This window comes from Streptomyces sp. NBC_01012 (genome assembly GCF_045162755.1).
In the GTDB taxonomy this organism is placed as follows: domain Bacteria; phylum Actinomycetota; class Actinomycetes; order Streptomycetales; family Streptomycetaceae; genus Streptomyces.
Genome location: NZ_CP108688.1, coordinates 3,895,623 through 3,910,569 on the forward strand (window position 1 = coordinate 3,895,623; position 14,947 = coordinate 3,910,569).

12 protein-coding genes are annotated in these 14,947 nt (G+C 70.6%); 4 read left to right on the forward strand and 8 right to left on the reverse strand.

Annotated features, from left to right (window positions below):
• Positions 1 to 119: 119 nt before the first annotated feature.
• The 5 genes from OG623_RS17630 to OG623_RS17650 form a co-directional block, all read right to left on the reverse strand.
• Positions 120 to 2,990: an FtsX-like permease family protein gene (locus OG623_RS17630; RefSeq protein ID WP_406147578.1), complete on the reverse strand. Its 2,871-nt coding sequence runs from the start codon at positions 2,988 to 2,990 to the stop codon at positions 120 to 122.
• Positions 2,987 to 3,751 carry an ABC transporter ATP-binding protein gene (locus OG623_RS17635; RefSeq protein ID WP_406147579.1) on the reverse strand — a complete coding sequence of 255 codons (765 nt, stop codon included), beginning with the start codon at positions 3,749 to 3,751 and terminating at the stop codon, positions 2,987 to 2,989. Before OG623_RS17635 ends, OG623_RS17630 begins: the two co-directional genes overlap by 4 nt.
• Positions 3,752 to 3,847: 96 nt before the next feature.
• A complete protein-coding gene (locus tag OG623_RS17640) occupies positions 3,848 to 4,483 on the reverse strand; it encodes a PadR family transcriptional regulator (protein WP_406147581.1) in 636 nt (211 codons plus the stop codon).
• Between the two features lie 106 nt (positions 4,484 to 4,589).
• The gene (locus tag OG623_RS17645) at positions 4,590 to 5,051 is read right to left on the reverse strand and encodes a hypothetical protein (RefSeq protein ID WP_406147582.1); all 462 of its coding nucleotides are present in this window, start codon (positions 5,049 to 5,051) and stop codon (positions 4,590 to 4,592) included.
• Between the two features lie 108 nt (positions 5,052 to 5,159).
• On the reverse strand, positions 5,160 to 6,770 hold the full coding sequence (locus OG623_RS17650) for a protein kinase domain-containing protein (RefSeq protein ID WP_406147584.1): 1,611 nt from the start codon (positions 6,768 to 6,770) through the stop codon (positions 5,160 to 5,162).
• Between the two features lie 294 nt (positions 6,771 to 7,064).
• On the opposite strand from OG623_RS17650, the gene OG623_RS17655 reads away from it, so the two are divergent.
• Positions 7,065 to 8,633: a protein kinase domain-containing protein gene (locus tag OG623_RS17655; RefSeq protein WP_406147586.1), complete on the forward strand. Its 1,569-nt coding sequence runs from the start codon at positions 7,065 to 7,067 to the stop codon at positions 8,631 to 8,633.
• 67 nt (positions 8,634 to 8,700) lie between these two features.
• Here the strand turns inward: OG623_RS17655 and OG623_RS17660 are convergent, their stop codons facing one another.
• From OG623_RS17660 to OG623_RS17670, 3 genes are all read right to left on the reverse strand, one after another.
• Entirely contained in the window at positions 8,701 to 9,756 is a 1,056-nt protein-coding gene (locus OG623_RS17660) for a phosphotransferase (protein WP_406147587.1), read from the reverse strand.
• 25 nt (positions 9,757 to 9,781) lie between these two features.
• On the reverse strand, positions 9,782 to 10,228 hold the full coding sequence (locus OG623_RS17665) for a pyridoxamine 5'-phosphate oxidase family protein (protein WP_406147589.1): 447 nt from the start codon (positions 10,226 to 10,228) through the stop codon (positions 9,782 to 9,784).
• 81 nt (positions 10,229 to 10,309) lie between these two features.
• Positions 10,310 to 10,969 carry a response regulator gene (locus OG623_RS17670; protein ID WP_406147590.1) on the reverse strand — a complete coding sequence of 220 codons (660 nt, stop codon included), beginning with the start codon at positions 10,967 to 10,969 and terminating at the stop codon, positions 10,310 to 10,312.
• Positions 10,970 to 11,315: 346 nt separating this feature from the next.
• On the opposite strand from OG623_RS17670, the gene pdhA reads away from it, so the two are divergent.
• From pdhA to OG623_RS17685, 3 genes are read left to right on the forward strand one after another with little or no spacing between them, the layout of a single operon-like run.
• Complete coding sequence (gene pdhA, locus OG623_RS17675; RefSeq protein WP_406147592.1) at positions 11,316 to 12,476, forward strand: pyruvate dehydrogenase (acetyl-transferring) E1 component subunit alpha; 1,161 nt, start codon at positions 11,316 to 11,318, stop codon at positions 12,474 to 12,476.
• 2 nt (positions 12,477 to 12,478) lie between these two features.
• Positions 12,479 to 13,459: an alpha-ketoacid dehydrogenase subunit beta gene (locus tag OG623_RS17680; RefSeq protein WP_406147594.1), complete on the forward strand. Its 981-nt coding sequence runs from the start codon at positions 12,479 to 12,481 to the stop codon at positions 13,457 to 13,459.
• A 10-nt stretch (positions 13,460 to 13,469) separates the two neighbouring features.
• The gene (locus tag OG623_RS17685) at positions 13,470 to 14,873 is read left to right on the forward strand and encodes a dihydrolipoamide acetyltransferase family protein (RefSeq protein WP_406147595.1); all 1,404 of its coding nucleotides are present in this window, start codon (positions 13,470 to 13,472) and stop codon (positions 14,871 to 14,873) included.
• The last annotated feature ends 74 nt before the right edge of the window (positions 14,874 to 14,947 follow it).

The following is a 14,947-nucleotide window of genomic DNA, read 5'->3' on the forward strand; positions in this document are numbered from 1 at the left end:
TCGCCCACACCTGCCCCGCGACGCGGTGGTGCCCCCGGAAAGTGAAGATCCACTCGCTCGGGGGCACCGGCGGCATCGGTTCGCCGCCCCATGTCACGGGGACGGTTCCCCGAGGGCGATCACCCCGCGCGCCGCGCCAGGGCGGTGCGCGACCCGGCGAACGCGGCGGCCAGCAGCCCTGCCAGCACCGGTACGACCAGGGCCAGCAGCCCGACGGTCTCCCACGGCATCACGATGGGTGTGTACGCGGAGTCCATGGGCTCCTCACGCATCAGCTCCATCGCCTCCCGCAGATCGACCAGACGCAGGGCCACCGCGGGCACGATGCCCGCGGCCGTGCCGAGCAGCACGCCCGTGAGCGCGACGACCACGCACTGGAATCCGGAGAGTGAACGCCGCACGCCGGGCGGCGCCCCCACGGCGCTGAGTGTGGTGAGGTCGGCCTCCGCGTCCGCCTTGGCGAGACCGGTGGTGATGGCGGCCGCACCCAGGGTGACCACGCCCGCGAACAGCGCGAGGATCAGCAGGATCACATCCTCTTCGCCGCTCTCCACCGGGGTTTCCGCCTGGAGGTAGACCCCGCTCCCGGCCTGGGTGAGGGCGGCGGACACCGCCTGCTCCTCGGCGTCCGTCGGTGGGTGCGCGACGGTGTAGACCGTCCCGTACGCCGCGCTGTGCAGGCCGAGCCGGTCCGCGGTGTCCTGCGGCAGGATCATCCGGATCCCGGGGGTGGCGGCGTACCGGTCGGGCGCGACATAGACGTCCAGCCGGTCCGTGGTGGCTTTGGCCTTGCCCGGGTGGAGCTTGCGGTTCTTCTTGTCGCGCTCGTCGTACGTGTGCACGGCCTTGAGCGTGACCTGGCCGTTCCGCGCGTACGCCGAGTTGAGCAGCACGGGAGTCCCGGCAGCCAGGGCCTTGGCCGCCGCCGGGTCGTCGAGCTTCACGTAAGACCTGAGCAGTGCGGCGTCCCCTACGACGATATGGCTGTCACCCGTGTAGAGCGCGCCCGGCGTGAGGTACTCGTCGACGCACGCGGGGGAGTTCATGAGCTTCTTGTGCGCGTCGGCGGAGAGGCTCGCGGCGAGCTTCTTGGCGCCAGGACCCTGAAGCGGGCAGTCATGGCCCTTGCCGGTGGGTTTGACCAGTTCGAGGGTGCCGCAGCCGTTCTCCCCGTCATCCCTCGCGTAGTAGATCGAGCAGTCGGAGCCGGCCCAGGCCCGCCCGATGTCGGCGCGCCCGCCGCTGACCGCCAGATTCCGCTCCGCGGCAGCCCGAGCCAGGGGAAGCTGGTCGACGCCGGTCGCCTCGTCGGCCACGAGCGCCACGGTGCCCGGGGTGAGGGGACGCACGTGGTCGTAGTCGTGCTCCGCCATGACGCTGGAGGTGTACGTGGCGATGGCGACGGTCCCCGCAACGGCCGCCATGACGGCGGCGACGGCCGGCGCCGTACGGCCCCGGTTGCGCGCGGCGTCACGCAGAGCCATGCGGGGGGAGAGCGGCAGCCGGGTTCCGAGCCGCCCGAGGAAGCCGACGATCACCGGGATGCAGGCGAGGAGCCCGAGTTCGGCGATCACGGAGCCGCCGGAGACGAACCGGGTGTCGCCGGTGGTGCCGCCGTACACGGCGATCGCCACTCCGCCCGCGAGCGTCACGCACCCCACGACGGGCAGGAGGCGGGAGCTACGGCGTGTCCCGCGGCGGCCGGTGAGCGATTCGAGCACCGACTGCCTGCCGGCCACGATCGCCGGCGCCAGAGCCGCCAGGACGCCGGTGACGAGGCCGATGACGGCGATGGCCAGGAGTTCCCAGGGGCGGATGTCGAGCGTGCCGAAGCGGCTTCCGGTCCAGCCTTCGATCATCGGACGGAACAGGACGGTGAGACCGATCCCGGCGGCGACACCGGCCACGGCTCCGACCCCGCCGAGCACCAGGCCTCCGGACAGCACGACGGCGCGTACGTGACTGCGGTTGCCGCCGCACGTGCCCACCAGGCCGAGCTGCCGACGTGAGCGCCGGGCGCCGACGGCGAACGCGGGACCCGCCAGCAGGACGATCTCCAGGACCGCCATGGCGACGAGAGTCGCCGCCGCGGCGCTCAGCTCGGACGAGCTTTCACCGAGGGACATGCTCTGGTGGGCGAGCAGCGGGACATCGGAGGCCGGGGGCGGATCGAGAACGACCTGGCGGGACAGCACCAGGACGCCCTTCTTGTTCGCGGAGAGCACCTCCGACCAGGGGATACCGGCACCGGCGGGCCCCTGGACGAGCCAGGTCATGTCGTTGGGATACGGCGGGACGATCTTCTTGTCCCGGTCCGCGGCCGCCTTCCACGGGGCGATCACGGCGCCCGGGTCGGCGTACAGCGCATTCTTGTCCAGCTCGCCGGGCAGCTCGACGCTGCCGGTGATCGTGTACGTCTGCTCGGGGCCGCGCAGTGTCGTGCGGGAGCCGACACCGAGCCCGGCGGACTTCAGGAAGTGCTCGGTCGCGACGATCTCCCCCTCGCCGTCCGGGTACGCCCCGTCGACCAGGTCGAGCCGGCCTCTGACCGCCGGATCGGAGGTGCGCAGCTCCACGATCTCGGTGTTCGCGACACCGTGCCGTGTGCTGACGACGGCAGGTACGGACTGTTCGGTGAGGTACCTCGAACCCTTGGGGAACGAGCCCGGCACATCGACGGGGGCGCTCTGGGCATCGTCCGGGATATCGGCCCCGTCGTCAGGGGTGCCCCAGATGTCGGCGTCGGGCATCTGCTCGACAGGGGCGGGGCCGATGCCCGCCGAGCTGTACACGGCGTCGGCTGACCCCATCTTGGCCGTCAGATTCTCGGCGACGGTGGGCGTGGAGCTGCGGTACGTCACATCGGCGGCCGTGACACCGAGGACCGGCAGGGCGATCATCGCGACGACGAGTGCGCTGCGGCCCTTGGACCGCAGAGCGTCGCGCCGGGCGATACGGAGGGCGGCGCGCCACCCGGTGAAGACGCTCACTCGGCACCTTCCGAGGCGAGCAGGGATTCGGCTCCGGTGGCCAGCGTCTGGTCCACTATCGACCCGTCCCGCAGGAAGACCACTCGGTCCGCCCAGGCCGCGTACCTGGGCTCGTGGGTCACCATCACTCCGGCAGCGCCCTCGTCGCAGCGGTTGCGGAGCAGGGCGAGCACCGTCTCGCCGGTCTCCGAGTCGAGTGCCCCTGTGGGCTCGTCGGCGAGCACGAGCCGGCGGTCACCCACGAGGGCGCGGGCGATGGCGACGCGCTGCTGCTGGCCGCCGGACATCTCGTCCGGGAAGCGGTCGGCGACCTCCGTGAGGCCCATCTCCTCCAGGGAGGCCATGGCCTCCTTACGGGCCTTGCGTACGGGTACGCCGTCCAGTTCGCGCGGCAGGGCGATGTTCTCCGCCGCGGTGAGGGCGGGGATCAGGTTGTAGTCCTGGAAGACGTAGCCGACGCTGCGGCGCCGCAGGCGGGCGATGCCCTTGCGGCCGAGCGTGGAGATGTCCTGGCCCTCGATGACGACCTGGCCGCTGCTCGCGGTGTCGAGGCCTCCGGCCAGGGTCAGAAGCGTGGACTTGCCGGAGCCGGAGGGGCCCATCACGGCGACGAGTTCACCGGTGTGGACCGAGAGATTGATCCCGCGCAGGGCGTGCACCTCGGCGACGCCGGAGCCATGGGTCCGGGTCAGGGCCCTCAGTTCGAGGACGGGTGCGTCCACGGAGAGGCCGGTGGGCGGGGCGGGGACGGATGTGGACATGGTGAGGTGTTCCCCCCTGAGAACGGTGCGGATCTGATCCGGATGCGGATCTGGGAAGCGGTCGGAGGCTGTCGGTCAGCGGTCAGCGGTCAGCGGTCAGCGACCGGCGGACGGCCGGGAGGTCGCGGCGCGTGCGGTCCCGCGGCTCGTGGACGTGGCGGTACGGGCGGCAGGACGGGTGGCGGGTTCGGTCGCGGCGGCCGCGGCCAGGCGCACGAGGCGGGACTCGCAGTGGTCGAGCCAGCGCGCCTCTGCCTCCGCCTGGAAGATCAGCTGCTCCACCACGAGCAGCCAGGCGACCTCGTCGCGGTCGGCGGGTACGTCGGCGAGTGCCTGGGCCTTGAGCCGGGTGTAGTCCTGCATCGCCTTCAGCGTGTGGCTCCGCTGGGACTGGATGACCGCGCGGATGTCGACACCGGGCGCCCCGACCGCCATCGCGAGCTTGATCGCCAGCTCGTCGCGGGGCGGATTGCTGCGGTCGACAGGGGTCTCGAACCAACTCCTCAGCTCGGTGCGGCCGTCCTCGGTGATCGAGTAGAGCGCGTGACCCGCGTCGTCCTCGCCGTCCCGGGCGACCATGCCGTCGCGTTCCAGACGGCTGAGCGTCGTGTAGACCTGCCCGACGTTCAGCGGCCAGGTGGAGCCGGTACGGGACTCGAATTCGGTGCGGAGCTGGGAGCCGTACCGCGGCCCCCGCTCCAGGAGGGCCAGCAGCCCGTGACGGATCGACATACTGAGTATGTATACCCAGTATGCTGCTCGACGCAAGCCGCTCCGGACAGGGGCGGAGCTTCGGGGTGAGGCCGGCCGCGTCCTTCGACGGTCTGCCGGACCGGGGTCAGTTCGCGCGGCGCATACGGAGCGCCAGAAAGGCCAGGCCCAGCCCGACCAGGGCGATTCCGCTGCCCAGTGACACGTCACGCACCTGCTTCAGGCCGGGTGTGCCCACCGCCTGACGTTGCCGCGCCGTCTCGGCGGGATCGGGGAACGCCTCGGGCGGCGGCGTGAACGCCGGCACCTTCGCGGGGTCGGGGTCGGGCGGCACCTCGTCGGCCGCCGCCTTCGAGTGCCCGGCCTCCTGGGGGGAGAGCGACCTTCCCGGCCGCGCCCGGCCCTCCCCCGCCTGCCGCCCGGCCAGGGGTGAGTCCTCGGAGGAAGGGCTCGCGGTGGGGCGGGAGATGGAGGCGGCGGCCCCGTCGTCCGCGTGCGCCCAGGCCGGGGGGCCCAGTGCCACCCCGACCGCCATCACCAGACAGGCGACGCACCGTGACGACCGTGAAGCCGGGAGTCCTGGAGGCATGAGACCAGCGTCACACGACCGGATATCTCCGGCATCCCGAGCGCATCCGGAAGGAGCACCTCGACCGGCCGGCCGTCAGCGGTCAGCGGTAAGTCAGCCGTCAATCGGTCAGGCCGGGTCACCCGTGGAGATGCGCAGCTCGAAGTGCGCACCCCGCTCGGCCACGGCTGTGCCCGCGGTCGGGAACTGGTCGACGATCTGGTCCTCGGCGTAGGTGTTGCCCTCCACCTCGATGATCTTGACGGTCCAGCCGGCCGCGGTGGCACAGGACCTCGCCGAGATGATGTCCTTGTAGACGAAGTTCGGTGCCTGGACCTTCGCCGGGTCGTTGCTGTCCTCAGTGGCGTCGGTGCACTTCGTGGTCTCCATCGTCCGGTTCCGCTCCGGCGCCTTGTGCTCGCCGGCGGCTTCGCTGGAACCCGGGTCGCCGTCCTTGCCCTCCGTCGAGTCGTCGCCCCTCATGTTGAGGAAGACCAGCAGGCCGCCGATCGCGACCAGGGCGACCACGATCGACCCCACGACGACCGGCATGTTGCGCTTGGACCCGCCGCCGCCGGAGGCCGTGACCGTCTGCGGGGACATGGCGTACGGCGGCGGGGTCTGGTGCGCCATGGGCGCCGGCGTCCCGTACGGCTGGGCCGCCTGCGGGTAGCCGTAACCCGGCGTGGGGGTGGGGGCCGGGGTCGGTGCGCCGTAGGGCCCCGGCTGGTACGGCGTCTGCACGCTGTGCGGCGCCGGAGTGCTCTGGTCGACGGGCGGGAAGACCGCCGAGCCCACGCCCGAGCCGCTGTTGCCCGCGGGGGCGCCGCCGCCGATGATCACCGGGGCGCCGGCGGGGCCGCTCGCGCTCAGCACGCGGGTGATCTCGTCCTGCATCGCCGCGGCGCTGGGGAAGCGCTCGTTCGGGTTCTTCTTCAGAGCGCGTGCGACGAGGGCGTCCATCGCGGGGGTGATCGACCGGTTGATGCTCGAAGGGGCGACCGGCTCCTCCTGCACATGCGCGTACGCGATGGCGAGCGGGGAGTCGGCGTCGAACGGAATGCGTCCCGTGAGCAGTTGGAAGAGCATGATGCCGACCGAATACAGGTCGGAGCGCGCGTCGACCCCACGGCCGAGCGCCTGCTCGGGGGAGAGGTACTGCGGGGTGCCGACGACCATGCCGGTCTGGGTCATCGAGGTGACGCCCGACTGCATGGCACGGGCGATGCCGAAGTCCATGACCTTGACGACGCCGCGCTTGGTCATCATCACGTTGCCGGGCTTGATGTCGCGGTGGACCAGGCCCATCTCGTGGCTGGTCTCCAGCGCGGCCAGCACATCGGCCGTCACCTTGAGCGCCTTCTCGGCCGGCATCGCGCCGTACTGCTGGATGTCCGCCTGGAGCACGGAGCCGAGCGGCTGCCCCTCGACGTACTCCATGACGATGTACGGCATCAGTGCGCCGCCGAGCTCGTCCTCGCCCGTGTCGAACACCGAGACGATGTTGGTGTGCTGAAGCTTGGCGACGGCCTGCGCCTCACGCCTGAACCGCTCGCGGAAGGACTGCTCGCGTCCCAGCTCGGTGTGCAGCGTCTTGATGGCGACCTGCCGGTCCAGGGCCGAGTCGTAGGCGAGATAGACGGACGCCATGCCGCCCTCGCCGAGCAGGTCACGCAGCTGGTAGCGGCCACCGGCCACAGAACCGCCCGCGTAACGTCCCTGTGCGCCGTCGTGGCTCATGACTTGCATCCCCCTCGGCGCCCGACGGACGCGATCATCCCTATTACGCGCCAAGTCTGCCCGAGGGGTACGACACGTCAAGCCGGGTGCCCGTTCCGTGACCCTACGCACAAGAAGCGTCTCGGAAGCGTTACAGGACGCGCATGGAATTTGCCTGGACGGCGCGCGAGCCGATTGGATGACCGGTCACTCTGTGAACCGGCGTGTCGGACAGAGGCTGTAGCGTGACGTGGCAACGCAGCAAGGCACCGTGAGCACCCGCGGACGCGCGGACAGATACGACGGCGAGGACTGATGGCACCCGATTCCGAAGCAAACGGCGGCGGAGTCTCGGATGGCACCGACTCCTGGGGTGTCGGCGGTGTGGTCGGGGACGGCCGTTACCGCATGACCCACCGGCTCGGTCGCGGCGGCATGGCCGAGGTGTACGCCGCGGAGGACATCCGCCTCGGGCGCACGGTGGCGGTGAAGCTGCTCCGTTCCGATCTTGCCGAGGACCCGGTCTCCAAGGCCCGTTTCACGCGCGAGGCACAGTCGGTCGCCGGCCTCAACCACCATGCGATCGTCGCCGTGTACGACTCCGGCGAGGACGTCGTGGGCGGGGCGACCGTCCCGTACATCGTGATGGAGCTCGTCGAGGGCAACACCATCCGCGATCTGCTGCTGGAGGCGGAGGCCCCGCCGCCCGAGCAGGCGCTGATCATCGTCTCGGGCGTCCTCGAGGCCCTGGCCTACTCCCACCAGCACGGCATCGTGCACCGCGACATCAAGCCGGCGAACGTGATCATCACGCACTCCGGCGCGGTCAAGGTGATGGACTTCGGCATCGCCCGTGCGCTGCACGGCGCCCAGTCGACGATGACCCAGACCGGCATGGTCATGGGCACGCCCCAGTACCTCTCCCCCGAGCAGGCGCTCGGCAAGGCCGTCGATCACCGCTCCGACCTGTACGCCACCGGCTGCCTCCTCTACGAACTCCTCGCCCTGCGGCCCCCGTTCACCGGCGAGACCCCGCTGTCGGTCGTCTACCAGCACGTCCAGGACATGCCGGTGCCGCCCTCCCAGACCGCCGGGGAGGTCCCGCCGGAGCTGGACGGGCTCGTGATGCGCTCCCTCGCGAAGGACCCGGACGACCGGTTCCAGAGCGCCGAGGAGATGCGCGGACTCGTCCAGTACAGCCTGCAGATGCTGCAGGTCCAGGGCGGGCACACGGGCACCTGGAACACCGGCCCGGTCGACGCGCAGGACCGTGGCCACACGGCGGCGATGAACATGGGCGGCACCGCGGCCATGGGGCATCCCGTGCACGGGACCACCTCGCAGGGCCCGATCCTGCCGCCCATGAACCCCGACGACGGGGCGTACGCGGGCGGCGGCCAGGGCGGTGGCGGCGGTCGCGGCAAGATGGTGCTGTTCGTCCTGCTGGCGCTGATCGCGATCGGTGCGGGCGTCGCGTTCGCCCTCCAGGCGGCGAAGGGCGACGGGGACAAGGTGAAGACCCCGACCACGCCCTCCACCTCGGCCTCCCCTTCTCCGACCACGCCCTCACCGGAGCCGTCCGAGGAGGAGACGGAGGAGACCGAGGAGCCGGACAACTCGTCGGGCGGTCAGACCTGGCCCACCGAGGAGCCGACGTGGACCCCGACGGCCGAGCCGACCCAGACCACCGAGGAGCCGACGGTGACACCCACCGAGCCCACCCCGGGCACGAGTGAGGGCGGCGGCACCGAGGACGGCGGGACCGGTGACCACGGCGGCGCCACCGAAGGCAACGAGAACGGCGGCCCCGGTGGCGATGAGGGCGCCACGGACGGGACCGCGGCCGGCACCGCGGAGGGCGCCACGGACGGGACCAACGGCTGACCTGCCGCCGGCACGACATGACGGCGGGCCTCACCCGGTGACGGCCCCACCCGTGTGAGCGCGCGCCTCACCCCGTGAAGGCCTCGCCGACCGCCTCGTACTCGCGCGTCCACCACACCGCCAGGGCCGACACCGCAGGGAACTGCGGGTCGGCCCTGCGGTCGTTCAGGCGGTAGCGCCAGCGCAGTATCCAGAAGTCGTTGAGGCGCTCCCACCACACGCGGTGCACCGCAGCCGCCAGCTCGGCCGCCCCGGCGCCCGCCGAGCGCCGGTAGGCGCGGGCGTACGCCCGCACCTTCTCCAGTGCCAGCTCGCCGTCCGGCCGTACGAAGAAGATCGCCGCAGCCCGTACGGCCTCCTCGGCGCGCGGCTGCACGCCGAGCCGGTCCCAGTCCACGATCGCGACGGGGTCTGCTCCGCGGTAGAGCAGATTCAGCGGGTGGAAGTCGCCGTGCACCCATCCGCCGGCGGAACCCTCGGGGGTGGGCGGGCGGCGGTGCGCGTGCTGCTCCAGCAGGGCACGGCGTTCGACCAGCCGGTGCATGGCCAGCTCGTCGAACGCGTCCCGTGGCCCCATCCGCCGCGCGGCCGTCAGCAACTCGTCGATCAGCGTGAACGTGTCGGCGGGGTCGGGGCTCTGTCCCCCTGCCGGAGGCGGCGGGTCCGCCTCCATGACCTGCTCCAGGCCCATGTGCACGGTGCCGAGCAGCGCCCCGAGCCGGCGCGACTGTGCGGTCGTCAGCTGGGCGCCGTCCCGGTGGAGGCCGTCCACCCACCGGTGCAGGGCGTAACGCCGACCGCCGATCACCGTGACGGTGTCACCCTGGGTGTCCGCGAGGGGCGGAGCCACCGGGACACCGAGTGAGTGCAACTGCTGGGTCGCGCGGTGCTGCCGGACGATCGTGGCGTGATCGCCGCTGGGGTCGTCGAGGTGGTGCTTGTCCAGGTGGTGCTTGAGGAAGTACGAGCCGCGGGTGGTGGACACGCGGTATCCGTGGTTGAGCAGACCCTTGCCGATGGGTTCGCAGGTGAGGGGTTCACCGGCGTCCGGGTAGCGGCGCAGGACCTCGCCGATCGGTGGGACAGGCGGGTGGGTCACATATGAGCGCAGCACGTGCCACATGTTAGGTGACACTGAGTGGCTGGTTTTACGGACTTGCGTCGTAGGCCAGAGTGTGCATATGGGTGAGGTGCGGGTCGAGCCGCAGATACACCGGATCGAAGTGCTCGCCGTTCACGTCGGCGGGGCCGGCTCCGAAGCGTTCGCGCTGGTCGGAGGCCGGGTGCACGATCTCGGCGGGGCCGGTGAACTGCACCGACCAGAGCTCCTCCGCACCGCCGGACGTAGGGGAGTTGAAGTTGTCCGCGCCGTAGGCGATGACGCTCCCGTCGCAGGACTCGTGGAAGCCGAGCCCCCTGTGCATCCGCAGGACGACACGGCCCTCGATCACCAGGTGCCGGGCCACCGCCAGAAAGGGCAGTGCGCGCATGCTCATGGCAAGTCGGCCGTAGCGGACACTGCTGAGCAGTTCGATGGCCCGGGGTTTGTCCGTGGCGGAGGAGACGGACGAGACGGACGGGCGGGAGAAAAGCATGTCCCTACTCTCCGCCACAGGTAGGAGACGTGTAAGGGTCCCGGGCCCTCGACGGTCAGGACCAAAGTCCCTGACCGTCCCTCAGCGCTTTTCGGCCTGGAGCCTCGCCACGTACGCCGCCGCCTGGGAACGCCGCTCCATGCCCAGCTTGGAGAGCAGGCTGGAGACGTAGTTCTTGATGGTCTTCTCCGCGAGGTGCAGCCGCTCGCCGATCACCCGGTTGGTCAGCCCCTCGCCGATCAGGTCCAGGATCCTGCGCTCCTGGTCGGTCAGCCCGGCGAGACGGTCGTCGCCCTTGCCGTCCTTGCCCTCGCGCAGCCGTTCGAGGACACGGGCGGTGGCCGCCGGGTCCAGGAGGGACTTTCCGGCCGCCACATCGCGTACGGCGCTGAGCAGCTCGTTTCCTCGGATGGCCTTGAGCACGTATCCCGATGCGCCTGCCATGATCGCGTCGAAGAGTGCCTCGTCATCGGCGTACGAGGTGAGCATCAGGCATTTGATGTCCTCGTCCTTCGAGCGGACGTCGCGGCAGACCTCCACCCCGCTGCCGTCCGGCAGCCGTACGTCCAGGACGGCGACGTCGGGCCGGGTCGCCGGGATCCGTGCGAGCGCGTCGGCGGCCGTGCCCGCCTCGCCGACGACCTCGATGTCCTCCTCCGAGGACAGCAGCTCATGAACTCCACGCCGGACGACTTCGTGATCATCGAGCAGGAATACCGTGATTTTTCCTTCTTCGCGCACATTCGAAGTCTCACACACTCCTTTGTCGTCCGCCCTTCCCTGAGGCTGTCCACCGGGATAACGTGCCGTTGTTCCGGCTGCCTGCCAGGCTGTTATCAACGCTGTGACCAGCGGGAGTTCACGATTTTCGGGATTTACTTGGAAATCCAAGCAAAATCGCAGGTCACAAGGTGTTTCGCAGTTATGCGACGCACTGGGTAACGTGCTTAGGACAGGACGCTCGCCGGGGCACCTGTCACGCCTGTTCCCGGCCGAGTGGCACCCACCCCGTGCACGGGTCCGGACACAGGCGAGCCGCACTGGTTCCCGGCCATCCCGGGGGCCGGACCGACGGAGGAGCACGCACGTGACCGTGGAGAGCACTGCCGCGCGCAAACCGCGACGCAGCAGCAAGCGGACCAGCGCCGCGAAGACGACCGCGAAGACGCCGGAGGGTTCAGGCCCTCAGCTGGTCCAGCTGCTGACGCCCGAGGGTGAGCGCGTCGAGCATCCGGACTTCGAGATCGACCTGAGTGCGGACGAGCTCCGCGGCCTCTACCGGGACATGGTCCTCACCCGCCGCTTCGACGCCGAGGCCACCGCTCTGCAGCGCCAGGGCGAGCTGGGCCTGTGGGCCTCGCTGCTGGGCCAGGAGGCCGCACAGATCGGCTCCGGCCGGGCGCTGCGCGACGACGACTACGTCTTCCCGACCTACCGGGAGCACGGCGTCGCCTGGTGCCGGGGCGTGGACCCGACCAATCTGCTCGGGATGTTCCGCGGCGTGAACCACGGCGGCTGGGACCCGAACACCAACAACTTCCACCTGTACACGATCGTCATCGGCTCGCAGACCCTGCACGCCACCGGCTACGCCATGGGCGTCGCCAAGGACGGCGCGGACTCGGCGGTCATCGCGTACTTCGGTGACGGCGCGTCCAGCCAGGGCGATGTGGCGGAGTCCTTCACCTTCTCCGCCGTCTACAACGCCCCCGTCGTGTTCTTCTGCCAGAACAACCAGTGGGCGATCTCCGAGCCGACCGAGAAGCAGACGCGAGTGCCGCTCTACCAGCGCGCGCAAGGCTTCGGTTTCCCCGGGGTCAGGGTCGACGGCAACGACGTCCTCGCCTGTCTGGCCGTCACCAGGTCGGCGCTGGAGCGTGCCAGGAGGGGCGAGGGACCCACCCTCGTCGAGGCGTTCACCTACCGGATGGGTGCGCACACCACCTCCGACGACCCGACCAAGTACCGGGCGGACGAGGAGCGTGCGGCATGGGAGGCGAAGGACCCGCTCCTGCGCCTGCGCACCTACCTGGAGAAGCAGGACCTCGCCGACGCGGCGTACTTCACCGCGCTGGACGAGGAGAGCGAGAGCCTCGGCAAGCGGGTACGCGAAGCGGTACGGGCCATGCCCGACCCGGAGCGGCTGGCCATCTTCGACCACGCCTACGCCGACGGCAACCCGCTCGTCGACGAGGAGCGTGCCCAGTTCGCCGCCTACCAGGCATCGTTCGCCGAGGAGGGCAACTAGCCATGGCCGCCCAGAAACTGTCCCTCGCCAAGGCGCTCAACGAGTCGCTGCGCAAGGCTCTGGAGACCGACCCCAAGGTCCTGATCATGGGTGAGGACGTCGGCAAGCTCGGCGGGGTCTTCCGCATCACGGACGGGCTCCAGAAGGACTTCGGCGAGGACCGTGTCATCGACACCCCGCTCGCCGAGTCCGGCATCGTCGGTACGGCGATCGGCCTGGCCCTGCGCGGCTACCGCCCGATCGTCGAGATCCAGTTCGACGGCTTCGTCTTCCCCGCGTACGACCAGATCGTCACGCAGCTCGCCAAGATGCACGCCCGTGCACTCGGCAAGGTCAAGATGCCGATCGTCATCCGCATCCCGTACGGCGGCGGCATCGGCGCCGTCGAGCACCACAGCGAGTCGCCCGAGGCGCTGTTCGCGCATGTGGCGGGGCTGAAGGTCGTCTCGCCGTCCAACGCGAGCGACGGCTACTGGATGATGCAGCAGGCTGTCCAGAGCGACGATCCGATCATCTTCTTCGAGCCCAAGCGGCGCTACTGGGACAAGGGGGAGCTCGACACCGAGTCCATCCCCGGTCCGCTCCACAAGGCCGCCGTGGCCCGTGAAGGCTCGGACCTCACGCTCGTCGCGTACGGCCCGATGGTGAAGGTCTGCCTGGAGGCGGCCGCCGCCGCGCAGGAGGAGGGCAAGTCGATCGAGGTCCTGGACCTCCGGTCGATGTCCCCGATCGACTTCGACGCCGTACAGGCCTCGGTCGAGAGGACCGGCCGGCTTGTGGTGGTCCACGAGGCCCCGGTGTTCTACGGCTCGGGTGCGGAGATCGCGGCGCGGATCACCGAGCGCTGCTTCTACCATCTCGAGGCGCCGGTGCTGCGGGTCGGCGGTTACCACGTCCCCTACCCGCCGGCCCGGCTGGAGGACGAGTACCTGCCAGGGCTCGACCGGGTGCTCGATGCCGTCGACCGCTCGCTGGCGTACTGAGGAGAGGGCCGTGACGACGATGACCGAAACGTCTGCTCGTTTCCGCGAGTTCAAGATGCCCGACGTGGGCGAAGGACTGACCGAGGCGGAGATCCTCAAGTGGTTCGTCCAGCCCGGTGACGCCGTCACCGACGGCCAGGTGGTGTGCGAGGTCGAGACGGCCAAGGCCGCGGTGGAGCTGCCGATCCCGTTCGACGGGGTGGTGCACGAGCTGCGCTTCCCCGAGGGCTCGACCGTCGACGTCGGTGAAGTGATCATCGCGGTGGACGTGGCCCCGGGCAGCGGCGAAGCCCCGGCCGCGCAGGACACGGCTGCCGAAGCCGCACCTGAGGCGGAGGCCGCACCTGAGGCCGAGGCGCCCCAGGGGCGTCAGCCGGTGCTCGTCGGCTACGGCGTGGCCGAGAGCTCCACCAAGCGCCGTGCCCGCAAGGGTGCCGAGGTCCCGGGCCCGGCCGCCGCCGCGATCCAGGCCGAGCTCAACGGCCACCGGGCCGAGGCGGAGAGCCGTCCGCTCGCCAAGCCGCCGGTGCGCAAGCTGGCGAAGGACCTCGGGATCGACCTCGCCACGGTCACGCCGACCGGCGAGGGCGGGATCATCACCCGCGACGACATCCACGCGGCGGCCGCGTCCGAGGCGCCCGCCGAAGCCCCCGCACGGGCCGACGAGGCCGACCTGGCCCCCGTCCCCGCGGCGGCGCCGGCGGAGGGGGCCGGCCGGGAGACCCGTATCCCGGTCAAGGGCGTGCGCAAGGCCATCGCGCAGGCCATGGTCGGCAGTGCGTTCACCGCGCCGCATGTCACGGAGTTCGTGACCGTCGACGTGACGCGCACGATGAAGCTGGTCGCCGAGCTCAAGGAGGACAAGGACATGGCGGGGGTGCGGGTCAACCCGCTCCTGATCATCGCCAAGGCCCTCCTGGTCGCGATCAAGCGGAATCCGGGGATCAACGCCGCCTGGGACGAGGCCAACCAGGAGATCGTGCAGAAGCACTACGTCAACCTGGGTATCGCGGCCGCCACACCGCGCGGTCTGATCGTGCCGAACATCAAGGACGCTCACGACAGGACGCTGCCGCAGCTGGGCGAGGCACTGGGCGAGCTGGTCACCACCGCACGGGAGGGGAAGACGTCCCCCGCAGCGATGGCCGGCGGCACGGTGACCATCACCAATGTCGGGGTCTTCGGCGTCGACACCGGTACGCCGATCCTGAATCCGGGTGAGTCCGCGATCCTCGCGGTCGGGGCCATCAAGCTCCAGCCGTGGGTCCACAAGGGCAAGGTGAAGCCCCGCCAGGTGACCACGCTGGCGCTCTCCTTCGACCACAGGCTGGTCGACGGCGAGCTCGGTTCCAAGGCGCTCGCGGACGTCGCGGCGGTCCTGGAGCAGCCGAAGCGTCTGATCACCTGGGCGTAGATGTGTGCGATGGGCCCGCGTGAAGGCTGCGCGGGCCCATCGGCATGTCCGGGGCCGGGAGAGGGAGGGGCCGG

Bases quoted from the DNA above. Each gene is read 5' to 3' on its own strand.
- OG623_RS17635 (WP_406147579.1), bottom strand. From the start codon at position 3,751: ATGTCCACATCCGTCCCCGCCCCGCCCACCGGCCTCTCCGTGGACGCA.
- OG623_RS17640 (WP_406147581.1), bottom strand. From the start codon at position 4,483: ATGTCGATCCGTCACGGGCTGCTGGCCCTCCTGGAGCGGGGGCCGCGG.
- OG623_RS17645 (WP_406147582.1), bottom strand. From the start codon at position 5,051: ATGCCTCCAGGACTCCCGGCTTCACGGTCGTCACGGTGCGTCGCCTGT.
- OG623_RS17650 (WP_406147584.1), bottom strand. From the start codon at position 6,770: ATGAGCCACGACGGCGCACAGGGACGTTACGCGGGCGGTTCTGTGGCC.
- OG623_RS17655 (WP_406147586.1), top strand. From the start codon at position 7,065: ATGGCACCCGATTCCGAAGCAAACGGCGGCGGAGTCTCGGATGGCACC.
- OG623_RS17660 (WP_406147587.1), bottom strand. From the start codon at position 9,756: ATGTGGCACGTGCTGCGCTCATATGTGACCCACCCGCCTGTCCCACCG.
- OG623_RS17665 (WP_406147589.1), bottom strand. From the start codon at position 10,228: ATGCTTTTCTCCCGCCCGTCCGTCTCGTCCGTCTCCTCCGCCACGGAC.
- OG623_RS17680 (WP_406147594.1), top strand. From the start codon at position 12,479: ATGGCCGCCCAGAAACTGTCCCTCGCCAAGGCGCTCAACGAGTCGCTG.